General features: G+C 72.4%; 12 protein-coding genes. All 12 read right to left on the bottom strand.

What is annotated here, in order from left to right; all coding sequences use genetic code 11:
• Window positions 1-14: 14 nt before the first annotated feature.
• The 12 genes from BLA60_RS31630 to BLA60_RS31575 all read right to left on the bottom strand — a co-directional run bounded on the left by BLA60_RS31630 (window position 15) and on the right by BLA60_RS31575 (window position 17,981).
• Complete coding sequence (locus BLA60_RS31630; protein WP_245812264.1) at window positions 15-4,073, bottom strand: ABC transporter ATP-binding protein; 4,059 nt, start codon at window positions 4,071-4,073, stop codon at window positions 15-17.
• 80 nt (window positions 4,074-4,153) lie between these two features.
• Entirely contained in the window at window positions 4,154-5,038 is an 885-nt protein-coding gene (locus tag BLA60_RS31625) for an ABC-2 transporter permease (protein WP_075136696.1), read from the bottom strand.
• Complete coding sequence (locus BLA60_RS31620) at window positions 5,038-6,336, bottom strand: ABC transporter ATP-binding protein (RefSeq protein WP_075136695.1); 1,299 nt, start codon at window positions 6,334-6,336, stop codon at window positions 5,038-5,040. The genes BLA60_RS31625 and BLA60_RS31620 overlap by 1 nt, the downstream gene beginning before the upstream one ends.
• 237 nt (window positions 6,337-6,573) lie before the next feature.
• Window positions 6,574-6,900, bottom strand: a complete 327-nt coding sequence (locus BLA60_RS31615) for a hypothetical protein (RefSeq protein ID WP_154814759.1) — start codon at window positions 6,898-6,900, stop codon at window positions 6,574-6,576.
• A 3-nt stretch (window positions 6,901-6,903) separates the two neighbouring features.
• Window positions 6,904-7,107, bottom strand: a complete 204-nt coding sequence (locus BLA60_RS31610; protein WP_075136694.1) for a hypothetical protein — start codon at window positions 7,105-7,107, stop codon at window positions 6,904-6,906.
• 966 nt (window positions 7,108-8,073) lie between these two features.
• Window positions 8,074-9,189, bottom strand: coding sequence for an alanine dehydrogenase (gene ald / locus BLA60_RS31605; RefSeq protein ID WP_075136693.1), 1,116 nt, complete (start codon window positions 9,187-9,189; stop codon window positions 8,074-8,076).
• Between the two features lie 130 nt (window positions 9,190-9,319).
• A complete protein-coding gene (locus BLA60_RS31600) occupies window positions 9,320-10,867 on the bottom strand; it encodes a PucR family transcriptional regulator (RefSeq protein ID WP_075136692.1) in 1,548 nt (515 codons plus the stop codon).
• A 4-nt stretch (window positions 10,868-10,871) separates the two neighbouring features.
• On the bottom strand, window positions 10,872-13,910 hold the full coding sequence (locus BLA60_RS31595) for a S8 family peptidase (protein ID WP_075136691.1): 3,039 nt from the start codon (window positions 13,908-13,910) through the stop codon (window positions 10,872-10,874).
• 17 nt (window positions 13,911-13,927) lie between these two features.
• A complete protein-coding gene (locus tag BLA60_RS31590; protein ID WP_075136690.1) occupies window positions 13,928-14,233 on the bottom strand; it encodes a transcriptional regulator in 306 nt (101 codons plus the stop codon).
• The gene (locus BLA60_RS31585; protein WP_075136689.1) at window positions 14,230-15,135 is read right to left on the bottom strand and encodes a hypothetical protein; all 906 of its coding nucleotides are present in this window, start codon (window positions 15,133-15,135) and stop codon (window positions 14,230-14,232) included. Before BLA60_RS31585 ends, BLA60_RS31590 begins: the two co-directional genes overlap by 4 nt.
• An 84-nt stretch (window positions 15,136-15,219) precedes the next feature.
• Entirely contained in the window at window positions 15,220-15,750 is a 531-nt protein-coding gene (locus BLA60_RS31580) for a hypothetical protein (RefSeq protein ID WP_075136688.1), read from the bottom strand.
• Window positions 15,751-15,770: 20 nt separating this feature from the next.
• Window positions 15,771-17,981, bottom strand: a complete 2,211-nt coding sequence (locus BLA60_RS31575) for a GGDEF domain-containing protein (protein WP_084735487.1) — start codon at window positions 17,979-17,981, stop codon at window positions 15,771-15,773.
• Window positions 17,982-18,032: the final 51 nt, after the last annotated feature.

The raw sequence follows: 18,032 nt of genomic DNA, 5'->3' as shown, positions 1-18,032 counted from the left end.
GTTCAGGCTAGTCCTCATGGGTGATCGGTGACGCCCCCCATTGAACTGTCGCCAGATACTCGCACTTCCGATGAACGTACCCGCACTCGGTCCGGATCAAGTACTCCGCCACGGTCGAAACCGCCCGAAGCGGACACCGGGTTGGTAGGGTCGGCGGTGGCCGTGTCGACAGTGTCACCGGCTCCGTTGTTGTTGGCTGGTGCGGGTAACGACGCGGGTAGCGTCTCGGTGCCGTGGCGCCACAGTCGCGCGTAGCGCCCGTCCGCGTCGAGCAGGTCGGAATGGGTGCCCTGTTCGACGATCCGGCCGCCGTCGAGCACGACGATGCGGTCGGCGCGGGCGGCGGTGGCCAACCGGTGCGCGACGACGAAGGTCGTTCTGGGGCGGGCGAGTCGTTCGCTCGCGGCCAGGACGAGGGACTCGGTCGCCGGGTCGAGCGCGGCCGTCGCCTCGTCGAGCAGCAGGATGTCCGGGGCGACGAGTTCGGCGCGGGCCAGGGCGATGAGTTGGCGTTGCCCGGCCGAGAGTCCCTGCCCACGTTCGCCGACCTGGTGGCGGAAGCCAGCGGGCAGCGTGGCGACCATCGGCAGCGCGCCGACCGCGCGGACCGCCGCCTCGACCGCCGCCGGATCGGCAGGGGTGTCGGTGTCGGTGTCGGTGTCCCGCTCGCCCACTGAATCGTTCTCTGAACCGGTGCGGACGTCGGTGTGGGCGTCGGTGCGGTAGGCGTAGGCGACGTTGCTCGCCACGTCCCCGGTGAACAGGTGGGCCTCCTGCGGGACGACCCCGAGGTGCTGGCGGTAGGTGGTCGGGTCGTAGTCGCGGATGTCGACGTCGTCGACGAGCACCCGGCCGCCGGTGGGGTCGTAGAAGCGGGCGATCAGCTTCACGACGGTGGACTTGCCGGCGCCGGTCGGGCCGACCAGGGCGATGGTCTCCCCCGGGGACACCGACAGGGTCAGGCCGGTGACGGCGTCGGTCGTGGCGCCCGCGTAGCGGAAGGACACGTCGTCGAGGGCGACCGCGCCGGTGAGCGTGGCCGGTACCGGGGTGGGGCGGGCCGGCGGTTCGACCGACGACGGGGTGGCCAGCAGGTCGGCGATGCGGCGCAGGCCGACGCGGGCCTGCTGGTAGCCGTCGAAGACACCGGAGAGTTGTTGTACCGGCGCGAAGAACAGGTTCAGGTAGAGCATGAAGGCCAGCAGGATGCCCGGGGTGAGGGTGCCGGCGGCCACCCGGGTGGCGCCGACGGCGAGCACGGCCGCCTGGGCGACCCCGGCCAGCAGCGCCACGAAGGGGAAGTAGGTCGCCACGTAGCGTTGGGCGCGCAGCCGGGTGCGGCGGTAGGTGTCGCTGCGCTGCTCGAACGCCTTGGCCGAGTGCTCCTCGCGGGTGAACGCCTGGGCGACGCGCAGGCCGGAGACGTTCTCCTGCATGTCGGCGTTGACCGCGCTGACCTGTTCCCTGGCCTGCGTGTAGGCCACTGTGGACAGTCGCTGGAAGATGACGGTGGCGATCACCAGGACCGGCAGCACGGCCAGCGCCACCAGCGCCAGGCCGGGGTCGGTGACCAGCAGGGCGACGGTGATCGCCACGACGGTCAGGATGCTGGCCAGCGCGCTGCTCAGCCCGGTCTGCAGGAACGTGGACAGCGCGTCGACGTCGGTGGTCATCCGGGTCATGATCCGGCCGGCCATCTCGCGCTCGAAGTAGTCCAGGCCCAGGCGTTGCAGGTGGGCGTAGCTGCGCACCCGCAGCAGGTACAGCAGCCGTTCGCCCAGGCGCGCGGTGAGCACGGTGGACGCGGCGGTGTTGACGAACGCGATCGCCACCACGACGGCGGCCACGGCGGTGACCGTCCACAGGGCGGTGGCGTCGCGGTGGACCACGCCGTTGTCGACGCCGGCCCTGACCAGCGTCGGCAGGGCCATGGTCAGCACGGCGTCGAGGATGACCAGCGCGGCGACCACCGCCAGCGGCAGGCGGACCAGCGTCAGCAGCTTGCGCAGCCGGAAGCCGGGGTCGGGGGCGGTCGGGTCCTCGCCGTGCAGGTGCGGGACCTCGCCGGCCGGTGGCAGGGCACGTACCCGTGCCAGGAGCTCGGGGGTCGCGGCCGCGCCGGACAGGGCCCCGGACAGCCCGCCGCCGCCCATACCGCCACGGCCGGGCCGGGGCCCGGTCACCGACGTCGCGGCGGTCCGGGCGCCGGCCCCGGCACTGGCCGCGACCTCGGGCTCGTCGGGGTTGTCGTCGGGGGCCGGCCACAGCGCCGGGGTGAAGCCCTCCGGACCCGGGGTCAGGTCGGCGGCGGCGCGGCGGGTCGGGTCCTCGATGGCCTCGCCGGGGCCGGCCAGCAGGGCCCGGTACAGCTCGCAGCGGTCGGTCAGCTCCTCGTGGGTGCCGGTGTCCACGACCGTGCCCTTGTCGAGCACGGCGATCCGGTCGGCCAGGGCCAGGGTGGAGCGGCGGTGGGCGATCAGCAGCGTGGTGCGGTCGCGGGTGACCGCGCGCAGCGTGTCGTGGATGGCGGCCTCGGTGGCGGTGTCGACCGCCGAGGTCGCGTCGTCGAGGACCAGCACCCTCGGGTCGGACAGCAGCGCCCGCGCCAGCGCCACCCGCTGGCGCTGCCCGCCGGACAGGGTCAGGCCGCGCTCGCCGACGACGGTGTCGTAGCCGTCGGGCAGGGCGGAGATGAACTCGTCGGCCTGGGCGGCGCGGGCGGCGGCCCGGACCTCCTCGTCGCCGGAGCCGGGCCGGCCGTAGGCGATGTTGGCGCGCACGGTGTCGGAGAACAGGAACGCCTCCTCGAACACCACGCCGACCGTGCCGCGCAGCGACGCCATCCGCAGGTCGCGCACGTCGACCCCGGCGACGGACACCGAGCCACCGTGCACGTCGTAGAAGCGCGGCAGCAGCAGCGAGACCGTCGACTTGCCGGAGCCGGCCGTGCCGACCAGGGCGAGCGTCTCGCCGGGGCGCACGCGCAGGGAGATCCCGTCGAGCACCGGCTCGCTGCGGGTGTAGCCGAAGCGCACGTCGTCGAGGCGGACCTCGACCGGGCCGGCCGGCACGTCGACCGCGTCGGGCTTGTCGGTGACCGTGGGGTTGGAGTCGATCAGCTCGTAGACCCGTTCGACGCCGGCCCTGGCCAGCTGCACGTTGACCAGCAGGCTGGAGATCATCCTGGTGGGGCCGACGAGGTTGGCGACATAGCTGGCGAAGGCCAGGAACGTGCCGAGGGTGACCTGCCCGTTCATCGCCAGGAAGCCGCCGAGGGCCAGCACCGCGACCTGCCCGGCGGCCGGCATCGCCACCATCGTGGCCGCGGGTCGGGAGGTGAGCGCGGCGGTGCGCATCCGCTCGCCGAACAGCGCCCGCGCGGTCCGTTCGAGGCGGCGGATCTCCCGCGACTCCTGGCCGAAGCCCTTGACCACCCGCACGCCGGTGACGGTCTCCTCGACGTGCTGGGCGAGGTCGGCGGCGCGTTGCTGGGCGGACCAGGACGCGGGGAACAGCGTGTGCCGGCTGCGCACCGCGACCATGGCCACGACCGGTGTGATCACCAGCGCGATCAGCGTGAGCAGCGGCGAGAGCCACAGCATCGCGCCGAGCGCGCACAGCGCGAACACGACCGTGCCGATGGACAGCGGGACCATCATCAGCAGGCCCTGCACGAGTTGCAGGTCGGTGATGGAGCGGGAGACGACCTGGCCGGTGCGCAGCACGTCCTGTTTGGCGCCGTCGAGGCGCTGCACGGCGGCGAACACCTGCTGGCGCAGGTCGTGCTGGACGTCCAGCGCCAGCCGCCCGCCCAGGTAGCGGCGGACGAACGCGGTGCCGAACGTGGACAGCTCCATGACCAGCAGCGCGGCCACGAGCCAGCCCAGCCGCGAGGTCACGCCGTCGACGGCGTCGTCGACGACGAACTTGACCAGCAGCGGACCGGCGGCCTGGAAGCCGACGCCGACGACCGAGGACAGCACGGACAGCACGACCAGCCGCCGGTGCCGCCAGCAGGTGGCGGTCAGCCGGCGGATCCAGCCTGGCGAGGGTTCGACGGTCGTCTCTGGCACGGGATCCAGATTAGGTCGAACCCCCGACAAGCCTCTGGAGTTGTCCACAGGGGTGACGCCGAACGGGCGTCAGAGGTGCGTCAGGTGATGTCGCGCTTGTTGTTGCGCACGATGCCGAAGCCGAAGAACAGCGTGGTCCAGCCCAGGAAGATCAGCCCGGAGATCCAGGTGGAGAACGCGCCGGGGGCACCGGCCGCCGCCCGGACCGCCATGTCGAAGGCCTCCTTCTCGGTCTCGCTCGGGTTGCCGCCACCGATCTCGACGATCTGGTTGTACAGCAGTTCGGCGGCCGTGGAGCCGGTCAGCCCGTTGGCCGAGCCGTTGGGCAGCACACCGGCGACGTTGGAGCCCTCGCTGGACACCCACAGGATCAGCTCGGAGACCGGGCCGACCAGCGCCGCGTACAGCAGCAGGATGACCAGGGTGGCCACCGGCGAGCCGAGCAGCGCGCCGACACCCATGCCCAGCAGCGTCCACAGCATGCAGGCCAGGACACCGGTGAGCAGGATGAGGATCCAGTCGCCGGCGTCGGGCACCAGGTCGCCGCCGCTGCCGATCAGCACGCCCAGGCTCGCCGCACCGGCGACGACCAGGCCGTAGATGACGCCCCACAGCGTGTACACGATGGCCTTGGCGCCGAGCACCGACGAGCGGCTGGCGGCGGTCAGGAAGCTGGTGGTGATCGTCTTGCGGTTGATCTCGCTGGCCAGCGCGAGCGCGCCGAAGACCATCGGGAACAGCGTCGCGAAGTTCATCGCCCTGGTCAGGGCGATCGAGTTCACCGCGATCTCGGTCTCGGAGATGGAGACGTTGAGGGCGTCGCCGATGTCGTTGGCGATGTCGGTGAAGGCCAGCGAGGACAGCCAGGCCCAGCCCAGCGCCAGCGCGATGGCCGGGATGAGCAGCGCCCACCACAGCCGGGTGGTGAGGATCTTGAGGAACTCGGCCCTGATCAGGTTGCCCATCAGGCGTTACCTCCGATTCCACCCTGACCGGGCTGCTGGTCCTGCGGTGGCTCAGGGGCCTGGGGTGGCTGCGTTTGCTGGGGTGGTGGGGTCTGTTGCGGCGGCTGCACCGGCTGGGGCTGCTGCGGCTGTTGAGGTTGCTGCGGTTGCTGTTGCTGGGGCTGGCCCCACGGGTTGGGCTGCTGGGGCTGACCCCACCCGCCGGGCGGGGTGCCCTGCTGCGGCGCCATCGGCTGTTGCTGCTGGTAGCCGGGCGGCGGTGCGGTGTACCCGGACTGCTGACCCGGCTGCTGGTAGGGCTGCTGCTGGTAGCCCTGGGGTTGCACGGGTTGGGCGTAGCCGCCGGGGGCGGCGCCGTAGCCGGGCGGCGGCTGCTGGGCCAGGCCGGGGGCGGCGTACTGGCCGCTGGTCAGGCGGAAGAACAGCTGTTCGAGGTCGGCCCGCTCCTCCTGCACGCCGTAGAGCGCGACGCCGGCCTTGGCGGCGATGTCACCGATCTGCTGGACGGTGGCGCCGACGACCGACACCTTGTTGTCCGGCAGCGGCGTGACGTTGGTGATCTTCTCCTCGTACAGGGCCGCGACCAGCTTGTTCGGGTTACCCGGCTGCACGATGACCCGGCTCTCCTGCGAGTTGCGCAGGTCGTCGAGCTTGCCGTAGTACATCGTCTGGCCGTGGCTGATGATCACGACCTGGTCGATGGTCTGCTCGACCTCGGCCAGCAGGTGGCTGGAGATCAGCACCGTGCGCCCGCTGGCCGCGAAGGCCTTGAGGAACGTACGCAGCCAGGCGATGCCCTCGGGGTCAAGGCCGTTGGCCGGCTCGTCGAGCACCAGGACCTGCGGGTCGCCGAGCAGCGCGGTGGCCAGCGCCAGGCGCTGCTTCATCCCGAGGGAGAACCCGCCGGCCGCGCGGGTGCCGGCGGCGCCCAGCCCGACCAGGTTCAGCTTCTCGTCGGCCTGGTGCTGGGGCACGCCCATCGCCGCGCAGTACACCCGCAGGTGGTCGCGCGCGCTGCGGGTCGGGTGGAACCCCTGGGCCTCCAGCACGGCACCGACCACGCGGGCCGGGTTGCCCAGCTGGTGGAAGGGCGCGCCGTTGATGGTCGACCAGCCGGCGGTCGGCGTGACCAGGCCGAGCATCATCCGCAGGGTCGTGGTCTTGCCGGAGCCGTTCGGGCCGAGGAACCCGGTCACCGAGCCCGGCTCGACCTGGAAACTCAGGTTCTGTACCGCGGCCACCGGACCGAAGTTCTTGGTCAGGTTCTGTACCACGATGCGGCCGCTTCCGTCGTGCACTGGCCCCTCCTGCCTGCCGAGTCGTGCGGGCCATCTTGCCCCATGGGTTTCGTCCGGTGGGGTGAACCGGTCGGTTCGACACGACATCGGTGTTGGCAGGCCGGCGGGCGGGTCGGGGAACGCCGACGGGCGCCCGCCCAGGACGCCCCGCCCGACCGTGTCCAGCGTGATGTCCAGCGTGGTGTCCACCGCGGTGACCGTCGCGCCCTGCCCGGGCCGACGGGGTGGGCGGCGGTGTCAGGCGGGGCCGCGTCGGGTGCGACGCGGGAGGCTCTCGCCGAGCAGTTGTTCGTGGGCGGTGCGCCACACCGGGCACGGCCAGCGGCGGGCCAGCAGGCCGGGCCGGCAGGCGGCGCAACGGCCGGACTCGTCGGCGTGGTGGGCGCGCAGCAGGCGGCGCCAGCCGTCGGCTAGGCGGTTCAGCTCGGCGCGGGCGAGCGGGAGCAGGGTGGCGGGGTCGGCGTGGCCGGCGGCCCGGTCGAGCAGGTCGAGCCGGTGCAGCACGGCGGCGCGCAGGACGTCGTTGCCGGGGGAGCCGCCAGGGGCCGGGAGCAGGGAGGTCACGGGTCAGCTGGCCCGACGGGCTCGTCGGGTGCGGGTGGCGGCCTGGTCCAGGGCGATGCTCAGGCCCCTGGCCTGGTTGGCGGAGAGCACGGCGGCTGCCCCCGGCGGCGGGACCAGCACCACGTGCTCGTCCTCGACCAGCAGGGTCAGGGCGCGGTCCCGACCGAACGGGTCGTGGCAGCGAACGGACCATCGTGGTTCAGTCACGTACCCCCATCGGCCCCCGCCGTGATCGACCGAAGTGGTAACGACGAGCTTCACTCCAATGCCGGCATTCTCACTCGATCGAGCGGTCGTGTCTCCACTCCGGTAGCAAGTTGCTGATCGCATACTCGTGAACGATCCTCGGGATCCGGGCCTCATTCGGTCCAAAGAAACGAAACTCGCCGACCCCCGGTATGTGTCGACAGGCCCGCAATCGCATATCCTTGACGTGGCGGCCCGCTCCCAGTGACCCCCAGGCTGGTTGAGCGGGCCGCCGCCTAGCTCCGCCTGTTCAGTCGTTGTGACGACTTTCCCCCTCTCCTTGTACGACCTGGGGGGCGACCCCCCAGACCCCCACGGTGCGAGCTTCTGCTGACCCAGCGTGGTTGTCATCGCTTTGACCAGCGGGTTCTTGCCGCTCAGCGACCTTTCAGCGACCGTCTTCCCCGTGGGTTGGGTGCTTCTGTCGCTGTGGCTGTCGTGTTGTGTGGGTGAAAAGAGACCGGTGTGTCTGGGGTGGTTGTGGGGGTTGGTGGTGGGGTCGAGGTAATGGGGGACGGGGGCGTACCCCCTACTCGGTAAGTGGTAGTGGATGGGGGGCTGGGTGTCTCCTTTGAGGGGTTTGGCTGAAGTTTGGGTTGAGGGTGGGTGGAGCGCTTGATCGATTCTGTCGGGTGTGGTGGGGGTGAAGTGTTTGTGCTGGTCAGTTCGGTGGGCGGACGTTTGTGTGCGCTGGGTGAGTAATTTTAGATGTCTGTTATGGGGGTGTTGTCTGATTTGCTGGGAGCGTGATTGTTTGTGTCCCAACCCCGGTTGACCTGGGGTTTCGGTGGCCGGGGTTGGGAGACGGGGGTGGGTTTTCTGGTGTGCTACAGGGGAAAGAAAGGGGTTTTGGGGTGGGGTAAGCGATTTCCTGAGATTTTTGGGGAATGGGGGGAAGTGTTTCGGGTGGCGGGGTGGGAATGTTGATTAGTTGAGGAAATTGGTCAACGGGGTGTGGGGGAGGTCGTGGGCCTCGGCCACCGGGGCGTTGGTCAGGGCGTTGGCGTGGGTGTTCAGGCCCGGAGCGAGGACGGGGTCGTCGGACAGGGCCCGGTGCCAGCCCTTGTCGGCGATCGCCAGCGCGTACGGGAGGGTGACGTTGGTGAGGGCGTAGGTACTCGTGCGGGGAACGGCGCCCGGCATGTTGGCCACGCAGTAGAAGACCGACTGGTGGACCTCGTAGGTCGGCGCGTCGTGCGTCGTGGGGTGGGAGTCGGCGAAACAGCCGCCCTGGTCGATCGCGATGTCCACCAGCACCGAGCCGGGACGCATCTGCTTGACCAGATCGTTGCTGATCAGCTTGGGGGCCCGGGCGCCGGGAACCAGGACCGCGCCGACGACCAGATCGGCCTCGGTCGCGGCCTCCTCCACCGCGTAGGTGTTGCTCGTGACCGTGCGCAGCCGGCCCCGGTACTGGTGGTCGATCTGGCGCAGGCGGTCGACGTTGGTGTCCAGGACCTGGACGTCGGCGCCCATCCCGACCGCCATCGCGGCGGCGTTGACACCGGCCACACCGCCGCCGATGACCACCACCCGCGCCGGCAGGACACCGGGCACACCGCCGGGCAGCACACCCCGCCCACCCGACGGGCGCATCAACGCGTACGCGCCGACCTGCGGGGCCAGCCGGCCGGCGACCTCGGACATCGGAGCCAGCAGCGGAAGCGCGCCGGACGCCGTCTGGACCGTCTCGTAGGCGATCGCCGTCGTCCCTGACTCCATCAACGCCCTGGTCAGCGGCTCGTCGGCGGCCAGGTGCAGGTAGGTGAACAGGACCTGGCCCGCCCGCAGTCGCGGGTACTCCTGGGCCACCGGCTCCTTCACCTTCAACACCAGGTCGCCCTCGGCCCACACGTCGTCGGCGTGCGGCAGCACCCGCGCGCCGGCCGCCTGGTACTCGTCGTCGGAGATCGCCGAACCGAGGCCGGCGTTCGCCTCGACCAGGACCTCATGGCCGTGGGTCACCAACTCGTGCACGCCGGCCGGGGTCAACGCCACCCGGTACTCGTTGTTCTTGATCTCGCGGGGAACGGCGACCTTCACGACTTCCTCCCGATTGCGCCAGATGGGTGTCTCAGACCACAGTGGAGTAACGATGTGTCCACCGTCATCGTCCTGAGGGCACCATGATGCGCTGGTTCGCTCGTGCCACGGGCACAGCCGGCCTGGAGACCTACCCCCAGCGCAACGCCGTCAGTTGGGTGAGCAGCGCCAGGCGGACGTCCGGGTCCTCCAGGTCCACGGCCACCAGCTCGGTCAGCCGGGCCACCCGGTACCGCAGCGTGTTGGGGTGGATCCGCAGCGCTCGGCTCGCCGCCCGCGGATCCCCGGGGTGACGCAGCCACTCGTACAGGGTGTCCACGTAGGAGGTACCCGAACCCTCGTCCTGCGCGCGCAGCAACGGCAGTGGGCCGAACTCGATCGCGCCCGCCCCGGTGGCGGCGACCGCCGCGCGGTGCAGCACCAGCACCGGCCAGGCCTGCTCGTGACTGGTCATCGGGCCGGGCACCAGGCCGGCGCGCAGCAGCGCCAGCAGTTCCTCGGCCCTGGCCCGGGACTCGGCCAGGTCAGCCAGCCGCACCGGTGGACCGGCCGCGACCAGCGGCGGCGTGCGGTCCCCGGCGAGCGCGGCCCGCAGCGAGGGCCAGCCGCCGTCACCGTCGCGGTCGGGGACCACCGCGTAGAGCACGTCCCGCAGCTCGGCGACCGCCGGGTGGCGGCCGACGCCGGTGGTGATCCGCTCCCACAGCGCCAGCCGCTGGCCCTCGGCGCCCAGCGTGTCCTGGGTCTGGGCGGCGATGGCCACCACCCGGTGCGGCACGTCGGCCAGGTTCAGCTCGGCCGCCGCCAGCCGCACACTGCCCTGCCCGTCGAGCACCGAACGCACCAGCTCGGCCGAGCGGCGGCGCTCGGCGTCCTCGGTCGCCCGGCGGCGCAGCAGGTGCAGCGCCACCACCGGTGCGGTGTCGGCGAACGCGGCGGCCCGCTCGTCGGACACCGGGCCGGGGACCACCGCCCACATCGAGCCGAGCAGCTCGCCGCCCATCCGGATCGGCACGATCAGCCGGGGCAGCGTCCCGTCCTTCTGCGCCGGCACGAAGATCGTCGTGCGGCCCCGGGACAGCTCGCGGAACACGCCCCGCGAGCGGAACCTGGCCAGCACGTCGTCGGGCACCCGGCGGCCCATGATCGTCGAGACGCGCGCCGGGTCGGTGCGGTCCTGGCGCGCCGAGTAGGCCAGCACCCGGGAGTTCGCGTCCTCGATGGTCACCGGCGCGTCGATCACCGAGGCCGCCGCGTCGGCCAGCCGGAACAGGTCGCCGAGACCGCCGGAGGGCGCGTCCCCCAGCTCGGACTCGTCGGCGGCGGCGTCGAGCACCGACCGCAGCAGCCACACGACCTGCGCCCAGGCGGCGCTCGTGTGCACCTCGACCAGCGCCAGCTGGCAGGTGCGGATGGCGTCACGGACCGCGGCCCTGGTCGGCAGCGGCGGCTTGAGCAGCACGGCCGCCGCGCCCTGCGCACCGCAGTGGCGGACCAGCTCGACCGCGTCCCGGGCGGTGCGCACCGACACGCCCAGGACCAGGTCGCCGTCACCGACCTGGTCCCGCCGCCCCGGCTCGGCGATCACCACGTCGCTCACGTGCTGGTCGGCGCCACCGAGACGCACGTGCAGCAGCGTCGGGCCGACCCGGTCCACGACGCCCTGCACGGTGATCACCGGTTCATCCTGCCCCGCCGGCCACCAGGTACGCGCGCACGATCGTCACCTCGACGCTCGTGTCCCCGGTGCGGGCCGACGCCCGCAGCGACACCGCGCCGCCGGCCGGCTGGTCCAGCCGGACCGCGCCGCCGACCACCGGCACGGCCCGCCAGGACGCGCCGTCGTCGTGGGACACCGCGACGGTGAGCCGGTGTGGCCGGACCGGGCGGCCGTCGGCGCCGGTCAGCACGACCGGCACCGTGAACCGGCCGGCCGGGGCGGTCCCGTCCTCGGTCACCGCCGGGCGGAAACCGAGGGTGGGCAACGGGATCCGCCGGCTGTCGGGGGTGTGCGCGGAGCGGAACGTCCAGGCCGCGTCGACCCGCGTGCTGGTCGGGAACCCGGACCGGGTGGCGGTGGTCGTCAGCCGGTAGGTGCCCGGCTCGGGCGGCACCAGGTACTGCCCACCGCCGGCCCACGGCTGTTCGTCGATCAGTGAGCCGTCGCGGTGGAGCGCCGAATGGCCGGAGTCGTACGTGGAGTCACCGGTGTTCCCGGCGGTATCACCGAAAAGAGGGATGGCTGCGGTGAGCCAGTCGCCGGTGCGGGACACCCCGGGCATGGCGTGGCGCGAGGGCGGCAGCGCCGGCCCGATCACCGGGTGGCCCAGCGTCAGCCGGTACGCCCGGCCGGCCAGGTAGTGCCGTTCGCCGGTCGTCAGGACGGTCGCGCCGCCGGAGGTCTCCTGGTCGAGGGAGGCGCTCCACTCGGCGCCGCTGTTGACGTGAACGACCCGGTCGGCCGGAAGCTCCGGCAGGTCCACCCGCACCCCCATGGGCGCTCCGTCGTGGATCGGGTCGAAGCCGCCGGGCGGCGAGGGCCGCAGCAGCAGCGCCCCCAGCGCGCCAGGGGCCGCCGGGACCAGCCGGAGGGTGATCTCGGCGAGGTCGCTCCGGCGCACGGTCTCGGTCAGCCCGGTGGACGCGCGACCCAGCAGGAACCACGACAGGTTGTACCGCAGGTCGCCCCACTGGCCGGTCATCCAGGTGATCACCGAGTCGTCGTCGAGCACCGGGCCGGCGTGCGCGACCGCGAGGTCGGCCGGCGAGCCGAACATCACCGAGTGCGAGTTGGACTCCCCGTTCGGCCGCTTCGCCGCGTAGCCGATGTCGAACCCGTCCGGCGACACGTCCTCCGGCAGGGTGACGTCGACGGGTCGGGCGGTCCGTGCGTCGAGCGTGATCCGGGTGTCCCGCGAGACCGTCAGCCCGGGGTGGGTCACCAGCAGGTAGCGGCCGGTCTCGGGGTCGCGCACGGTTGCCTTCACCGGGGTCAGCCCGGCCCGCATCCTGGTCTCGACGGTGCCGTCCGGGTCGTACAGGAACTCGAAGCCGATCTCGCCGAAGCCCATCCGCAGCACGTCGTAGTTGGTGGCCGGGCGCCCGTCCGGCCCGATCACCTCGATCGTCACGTCGTAGCTCTCCGGCTCCCACTCGACGCCCACCGGCGTGCGCACCGACATCCCGTCCGCCGACGCGACGATCGTCCCCGACGAGGTCCCCGGCGCGGCGGTCACGGTCACCGGTGCCGACCCGCCGGCCGGCACCCGCACCCGCTCGGCACCCAGGGCGAACCCGGCGACGGCCAGGTCGAGGGTGATCTCGGTGTCGCCGTCGTTGTGGTAGGTCAGGGTCCGGGTGACCGGCCCGTCGTGGGGCCAGCGCTCGACGCCGAAGTCGAGCGTCGCCGGGGTGGCGTACACGCCGGCGGACAGCGCCCGGGGCACGTCGACCTGCCCTGCGCCCTGCGAGAACACGTCCGCGTCGCTGGTCGGCACGGCCGACCCGGTCAGCGCGGTGCGCAGCCGCTCGCCGGTCCAGCCGGGGTGCTTCTCGGCCAGCAGCGCCGCCGCGCCGCTCACGTGCGGGGCGGCCATCGAGGTGCCGGACATGGTCTCGTACCCGCCGCCGGGCGCCGCCGCCGTGATGTCCACGCCGGGGGCGGTGATCTCCGGTTTGACGACGTTGTCCAGACCGGGGCCCCGGCTGGCGAAGTCCGCGACGACGCCGTCGAGGTCGACCGCGCTGACCGCCAGGGCGGCGGCCGCGCTGGCCGGCGAGTCGATCGTGCGCGGCCGGTAGGAGTTGCCGGCGGCGGTCACGAACAGCATGCCGTGTTCGGCGGAGAGCCGGTTGACGGTCTGCTCCAGCGGGTCGATCCCGGGGGTGTCCTCGCCGCCCAGGCTCAGGTTGACGATCCGCGCGCCGTGCTCGGCGGCCCACTCCATCCCGGTGATGATCGACGAGTCGCTGCCCCAGCCGTTGTCGTCGAGGACCTTGCCGTCCAGCAGTCGCGCGCCCGGCGCGACGCCCCGGTACCGCTCGCCGGCGCCGGCCACGGTCGACGCGACGTGGGTGCCGTGCCCGGCGCGGTCGGTGTTGTCCGGCGAGTCGCTGAAGTTGGCCTCGGCGACCTCACGCCCGGCCAGGTCGGGGTGGGTCTGGTCGACGCCGGTGTCCAGCACGGCGACGGTGACGCCGGCGCCGGTCAGCCCGGCCGCCCACGCGGCCGGCGCGCCGATCCGGGGCACGCTGCGGTCCAGGCTCACGTGCCGCCGGCCGTCGAGCCAGACCTTGCGTGCGGCGCCCAGGGCCGACCAGTCGCGGCCGTCGGTGTGCACCGAGGTCAGCCCCGGCAGCCGCCGGTGCACGGTGAGCCCGGCCGTCGGTCCCTCGACCAGCAGCGGGACCGTGTCGCGGTAGCCCGACGCGCGTAGCAGCGCCACGTCGAACAGTCGGGGGTCGAGCCGGTCGGTGGCGAGGCGGCGGGCGGCGTCGTCCGGAACGACGTGGGTGGTGCCGTCGCGGCGCAGCACGTGGATCGGGACGTGCTCGCGCCCGGCGCCGGGCAGCACGTCGAGGACCTCGTCGTGCTCGCCGAGGACGACCCGGTCGCCGGTGATGAGGGTGACGGTGCCGGTGGGTGTGGTGGTGGCCGTCGCGGGTGCCGGTAAGCCGGACAGGGCGACGGCGGCGGCGGTCAACGTGATGACGATGCGCATGTGTTCTCCCCAGGTGGTCAGTCGTCGTGCCGGGCGACCAGGGCTCGCAGGGCGGCGATCTCGTCGGCCAGCGCGGTGCGGCCGGCGCGGGTGATGCTCACCCAGGTCCTGGGCCGGCGGCCGTCGTAGCCCTTCTCCATGTCGAGCAGGCCGGCGTCGACCAGGACCGTCAGGTGGCGGGACAGGTTCCCGCCGGTGAGGTCGAGGGCTTCCTTGAGGTAGCCGAACTCGACCCGTTTGGACTCGGCGGCGATGGTGAGGATGCCCAGCCGGTGGCGCTGGTGGACGACGTCGTTGAGTCCGTTGGTGGGGTGCTCGCTCATCGGCGGGTTCCGTGGCGGGTCAGCAGGGCGATCACGCCGCCGCCGACCAGCAGCAGGCCGGGGATCAGCAGTGTCTGCCAGGCGTGGACCCGGGCGTCGTGGCCGGCGGGGCCGTACGGGGTCTGCCAGCCGAGGTCGGAGAAGAGGTTGGGCAGGTCCCAGTACCACAGGGAGTGGTTGGCCGGCACCGACGCGATGGTGAACAGGGTCGCGACCACGCCGAGCAGCACGCTGCGTTCCCACCAGGCCAGGGCGAGCAGGCCGACGGCGATCACGATCAGTTGGGTGAAGCTCCTGAAGTACACGCACAGCGCGGCGAACGCGACGGCGGCCAGCAGGGTGCCGGCGGCCATCGCCACGCTGCGCGACCTGGCCGGCCGGGCGGGTCGGGAGCCCCAGCGGAACGTGATGGCCGAGAGCGCCGCCGCGCCGAACAGGATCGGCAGGTTGAGCCAGGGTGCGGAGTAGAGCCCCAGGTCGGCGCTGAGCGTGAGCCGCAGCAGGTCCGGTCCGACCAGCAGCCCGGCCAGCGCCACCCCGGCGGCGATCAGGGTGACCGACAGGTCGGCCTCGACCCCGAGCCGGCGCGCCCGGTGCCGGTACCACCAGGCGGTGGCGGCGAACCCGCCGACGATCACCGTGACCCAGTAGTACCCGACCAGCCACGGGTCCTCGACGTTGGTGGGGGCCGGGGTGAACTGCGGGAACGGGCCGGTCGGGGCGGGGATGAAGTAGCTGCCGTCCCCTTGCTGGATCACCGTCGTGAACGGGCTGTAGAGGACCGGCGCGACCAGGATCAGGCCGCCGAACAGCAGCAGTGGGAAGGCGAAGCCGCGCCGGTCGGCCCGGGTGCGGTCGCGCAGCGTGCGTAGGTCACCGAGTAGTTCCTGGGGTTCGGTCATTGTTCCCCCAACTTGCTTGTCATGCACACAGGTTTGCATTGCAAACCTCAGGGCGTCAAGAGGCACCGATCGGAACCGGGTGGCTCAGGACAGGGCGCTGGTGATCCAGCCGGCGACCGGGACGTCGCGGGTGTCGCACTCCTCGAACAGGCGGATCGTCCAGCGCAGGGCCTGGATCATCAGCGTGACCATCTCCGCCGGGGCCGCGTTGGCCAGCGCGATCTCGATGTGGGTCCGCGCGGCCTCGCGGTCGCCGTGGACCTCGGCCAGCAGGGTCCGCACGGCCGTGCGCACCGGCGGGTCGGCCTCGTCGATCGGGATCTCTCGGCCGTAGTCGTCGTAGACCTGCATCTTGACCGGGGGTGGGCCGCCGAGCGGGCCGAGGCCGTCCTTGTTCAGCGCGGTGACCATCGCGCTGCACTCCTGGAACAGCAGGAGCATCACGTCCTGCGCGTCCGCCTGGTGTGTCGGGTTCGCCGCGACAGCCTCGGAGACCCGGTCGACCGCGCCCTCCTCCGAACCGGCGTTCATCGCCGCGAGCGCGAGGCGCGCGGTGTCGACGATGCGCTGCCGGTTCTCCGGATCGGGTTGCGGGTCCACTGCCCCATCTTCCATCAATGTCGGTCGAACTGGACTCAACTGGTGACGACGCGTTTGCTCGGGTCCGGCAGCGTGGCCAGGTCCTCGGCGCTCACCGCGGCCCCGAACAGGCCGCCCTGCGCGGTGACCGCGCCCACCGAGGTCCACCAGCGGACCTCCGCCGCGACCCGCTGGTCGAGCACCGAGCACTCACGTCCGCTCTCGACGATCGTGCGCACCAGCCGCGCCACCTCCGTCCGCAGAACCTCACTCGTCCCCACCTGGCCGGCGTCCCCGATCCCGACCCGCGACAGCGTCACCGACCGCACCGGCGAGGCCGCCATCAGCTCCAGCTCCCTCGGCCCGCCCTGGAACCCGCACAGCCCGGTCGACACGCCGATGTCGGCCAGCACGTCCAGGTTGTCCCGCGCGTCGCCGACGTCGTCGAGCAGCGCGCCGGTGTGCAGCGAGACCTCCAGCAGGCTCGGCGCGTCCACCCCGCGCAGCGCCCGGTCCACCGCGCGGGACAGGTCCGCGTCGCCGGACTGCGCGCGGGTCAGCTGCACCCGCACCAGCGGCCCGGTCACGTCACCGAACAGCTCCCGCAGCCGCGGCAGGTGCTCGCACGCCTGCGCCAGCAGCAACGGACCCAGCGCCAGCGACAGGCCGGTGCGCTCGGCCAGCTCCGTACAGAACCGGTGGTCGTACACGACGTCCTCGCCGCGCTCCCACACCAGGACCGGCCGCGCGGCGACCACCGGGCCGCTGCCGACCTCCGGACCAAGGGCCACCACCGGCTCGTAGCCGACGGTCAGCTGGCCGGTCTCCCACGCCGAGGGCAGCTCCGCGGCCAGCGCGTCCCGCTCACGGGCCTGCCGGTCCTCCTGCTCGTGGTAGCCGGCCCACTGCCGGCGGCCGGTCGCCTTGGCCTTGCGCAGCGCGGTGTCGGCCGCGCGGAACAGCTCGGCCGGCGCCAGGTCACCGGCCCGGCAGCGGATCGCGCCGACCCCGGCGCCGATCGCCACACCGCGCCCGTCGAGGTAGTCCGGCTCGGCCAGCTCCTCGTTGATCCGCTCGATCAGCTCGCCGATGTCCGGGGTGGCCGGCCGGTCCTCGATCAGCACCGCGAACTCGTCGCCGCCCAGCCGGGCGACCATCGCCCGCTCGTCGGACACCGCGGCCTCCAGCCGCCGGCCGATCGTGCGCAGCAACCGGTCGCCGGCCTCGTGGCCCAGGGCGTTGTTCACCATCGCGAAGCCGTCCAGGTTCACGAAACACAGCGTCACCGGCGCGTCCGGCGCGGCCTGGCCCAGCGTGGTCTCCAGTTTGGACTGGAAGTGCTGGCGGTTGGGCAGCCCGGTCAGCGCGTCGTGCAGCAGCTGGTGGCCCAGCCGGTCGCTGAGCAGCTGGAGTTCGCTGACGTCCTGGACCATCGTCACGAAGAACGCCGGGGCGCCGGAACCGTCGCGCAGCAAGGAGATCGCGACGTAGGCCCACGCGGTCTCGCCGTCGCCGGTGCGCAGCCGGCGCTGCTCGTGCACCCGCTCGACCTCGCCGTCGAGCACCCGCCGGTAGGACTCGGCCAGGTCGCCGGGCACCGGGCGCGGACCGGACAGCCCGGCGGTGGGCATCGGGTCCTCGGTGACGAAGAACTCCGGCAGCATGCGCCCGGCCAGGCGCACCGGCGGGCAGACCAGGATCCGGCTCAGCGCCGCGTTGGTCTCCACGCACATGCCGTTGAGGTCGGTGATCGCGATGCCGACGGCCGAGGCGGTGAACACCTCGCGGAAGCGGTTCTCGGTGGCGCGCAGGTTGTGTTCGGCGCGCACCATCGCGTTGAACAGCGCCTGTTTGAGCCGTTCCTGCTGGCTGAGGGTGTAGTTGCGCAGGCCGTCGGCGAACCCGGCGGACATCGCGCCGAGCAGCGCGACGGTCCGCCTGGCCAGCTCGCTGTCGGGCGAGTCGCGCAGGTCGCCGAGCAGTCCCCGGGCGAGCACGTCGATGGTGGCGCGCATGGCGTACGGGTCGATGAAGCCCTCGCCGACCAGCCGGCCGCCGATGCTCGTCCCCACGTTCTGCTGGGCGTCCTCGTCGTCCTGGCGCAGGGCCACCAGCATCTCGTCGACGAGGTCCAGCAGGGAGGACTCGAGGTCGTCGACGGAGCGGGGGATGTAGGCCGACGCGGTCGCCGCGGTCACCCACGCACGCGCCAGCTCCTCCCGGCGCGCGGCCGGGGGTTGGGTGGCTGGTACTGGATTCCTGTCCATCACTCTGAGATCACGACGGTACTAGGAGGGCGCCGATCCCGACAGTGGTCG

It is taken from the genome of Actinophytocola xinjiangensis, assembly GCF_001921215.1.
In the GTDB taxonomy this organism is placed as follows: Bacteria; Actinomycetota; Actinomycetes; order Mycobacteriales; family Pseudonocardiaceae; genus Actinophytocola; species Actinophytocola xinjiangensis.
Note: the sequence above shows the minus strand (reverse complement) of the source record. Positions and strands in the feature narration are given on the sequence as shown.

Excerpts from the sequence above, each read along its gene's own strand:
- BLA60_RS31590 (WP_075136690.1), bottom strand. The coding sequence starts at position 14,233 with ATGAGCGAGCACCCCACCAACGGACTCAACGACGTCGTCCACCAGCGC.
- BLA60_RS31575 (WP_084735487.1), bottom strand. The coding sequence starts at position 17,981 with ATGGACAGGAATCCAGTACCAGCCACCCAACCCCCGGCCGCGCGCCGG.
- BLA60_RS31625 (WP_075136696.1), bottom strand. The coding sequence starts at position 5,038 with ATGGGCAACCTGATCAGGGCCGAGTTCCTCAAGATCCTCACCACCCGG.
- BLA60_RS31595 (WP_075136691.1), bottom strand. The coding sequence starts at position 13,910 with ATGCGCATCGTCATCACGTTGACCGCCGCCGCCGTCGCCCTGTCCGGC.
- BLA60_RS31585 (WP_075136689.1), bottom strand. The coding sequence starts at position 15,135 with ATGACCGAACCCCAGGAACTACTCGGTGACCTACGCACGCTGCGCGAC.
- BLA60_RS31580 (WP_075136688.1), bottom strand. The coding sequence starts at position 15,750 with ATGGAAGATGGGGCAGTGGACCCGCAACCCGATCCGGAGAACCGGCAG.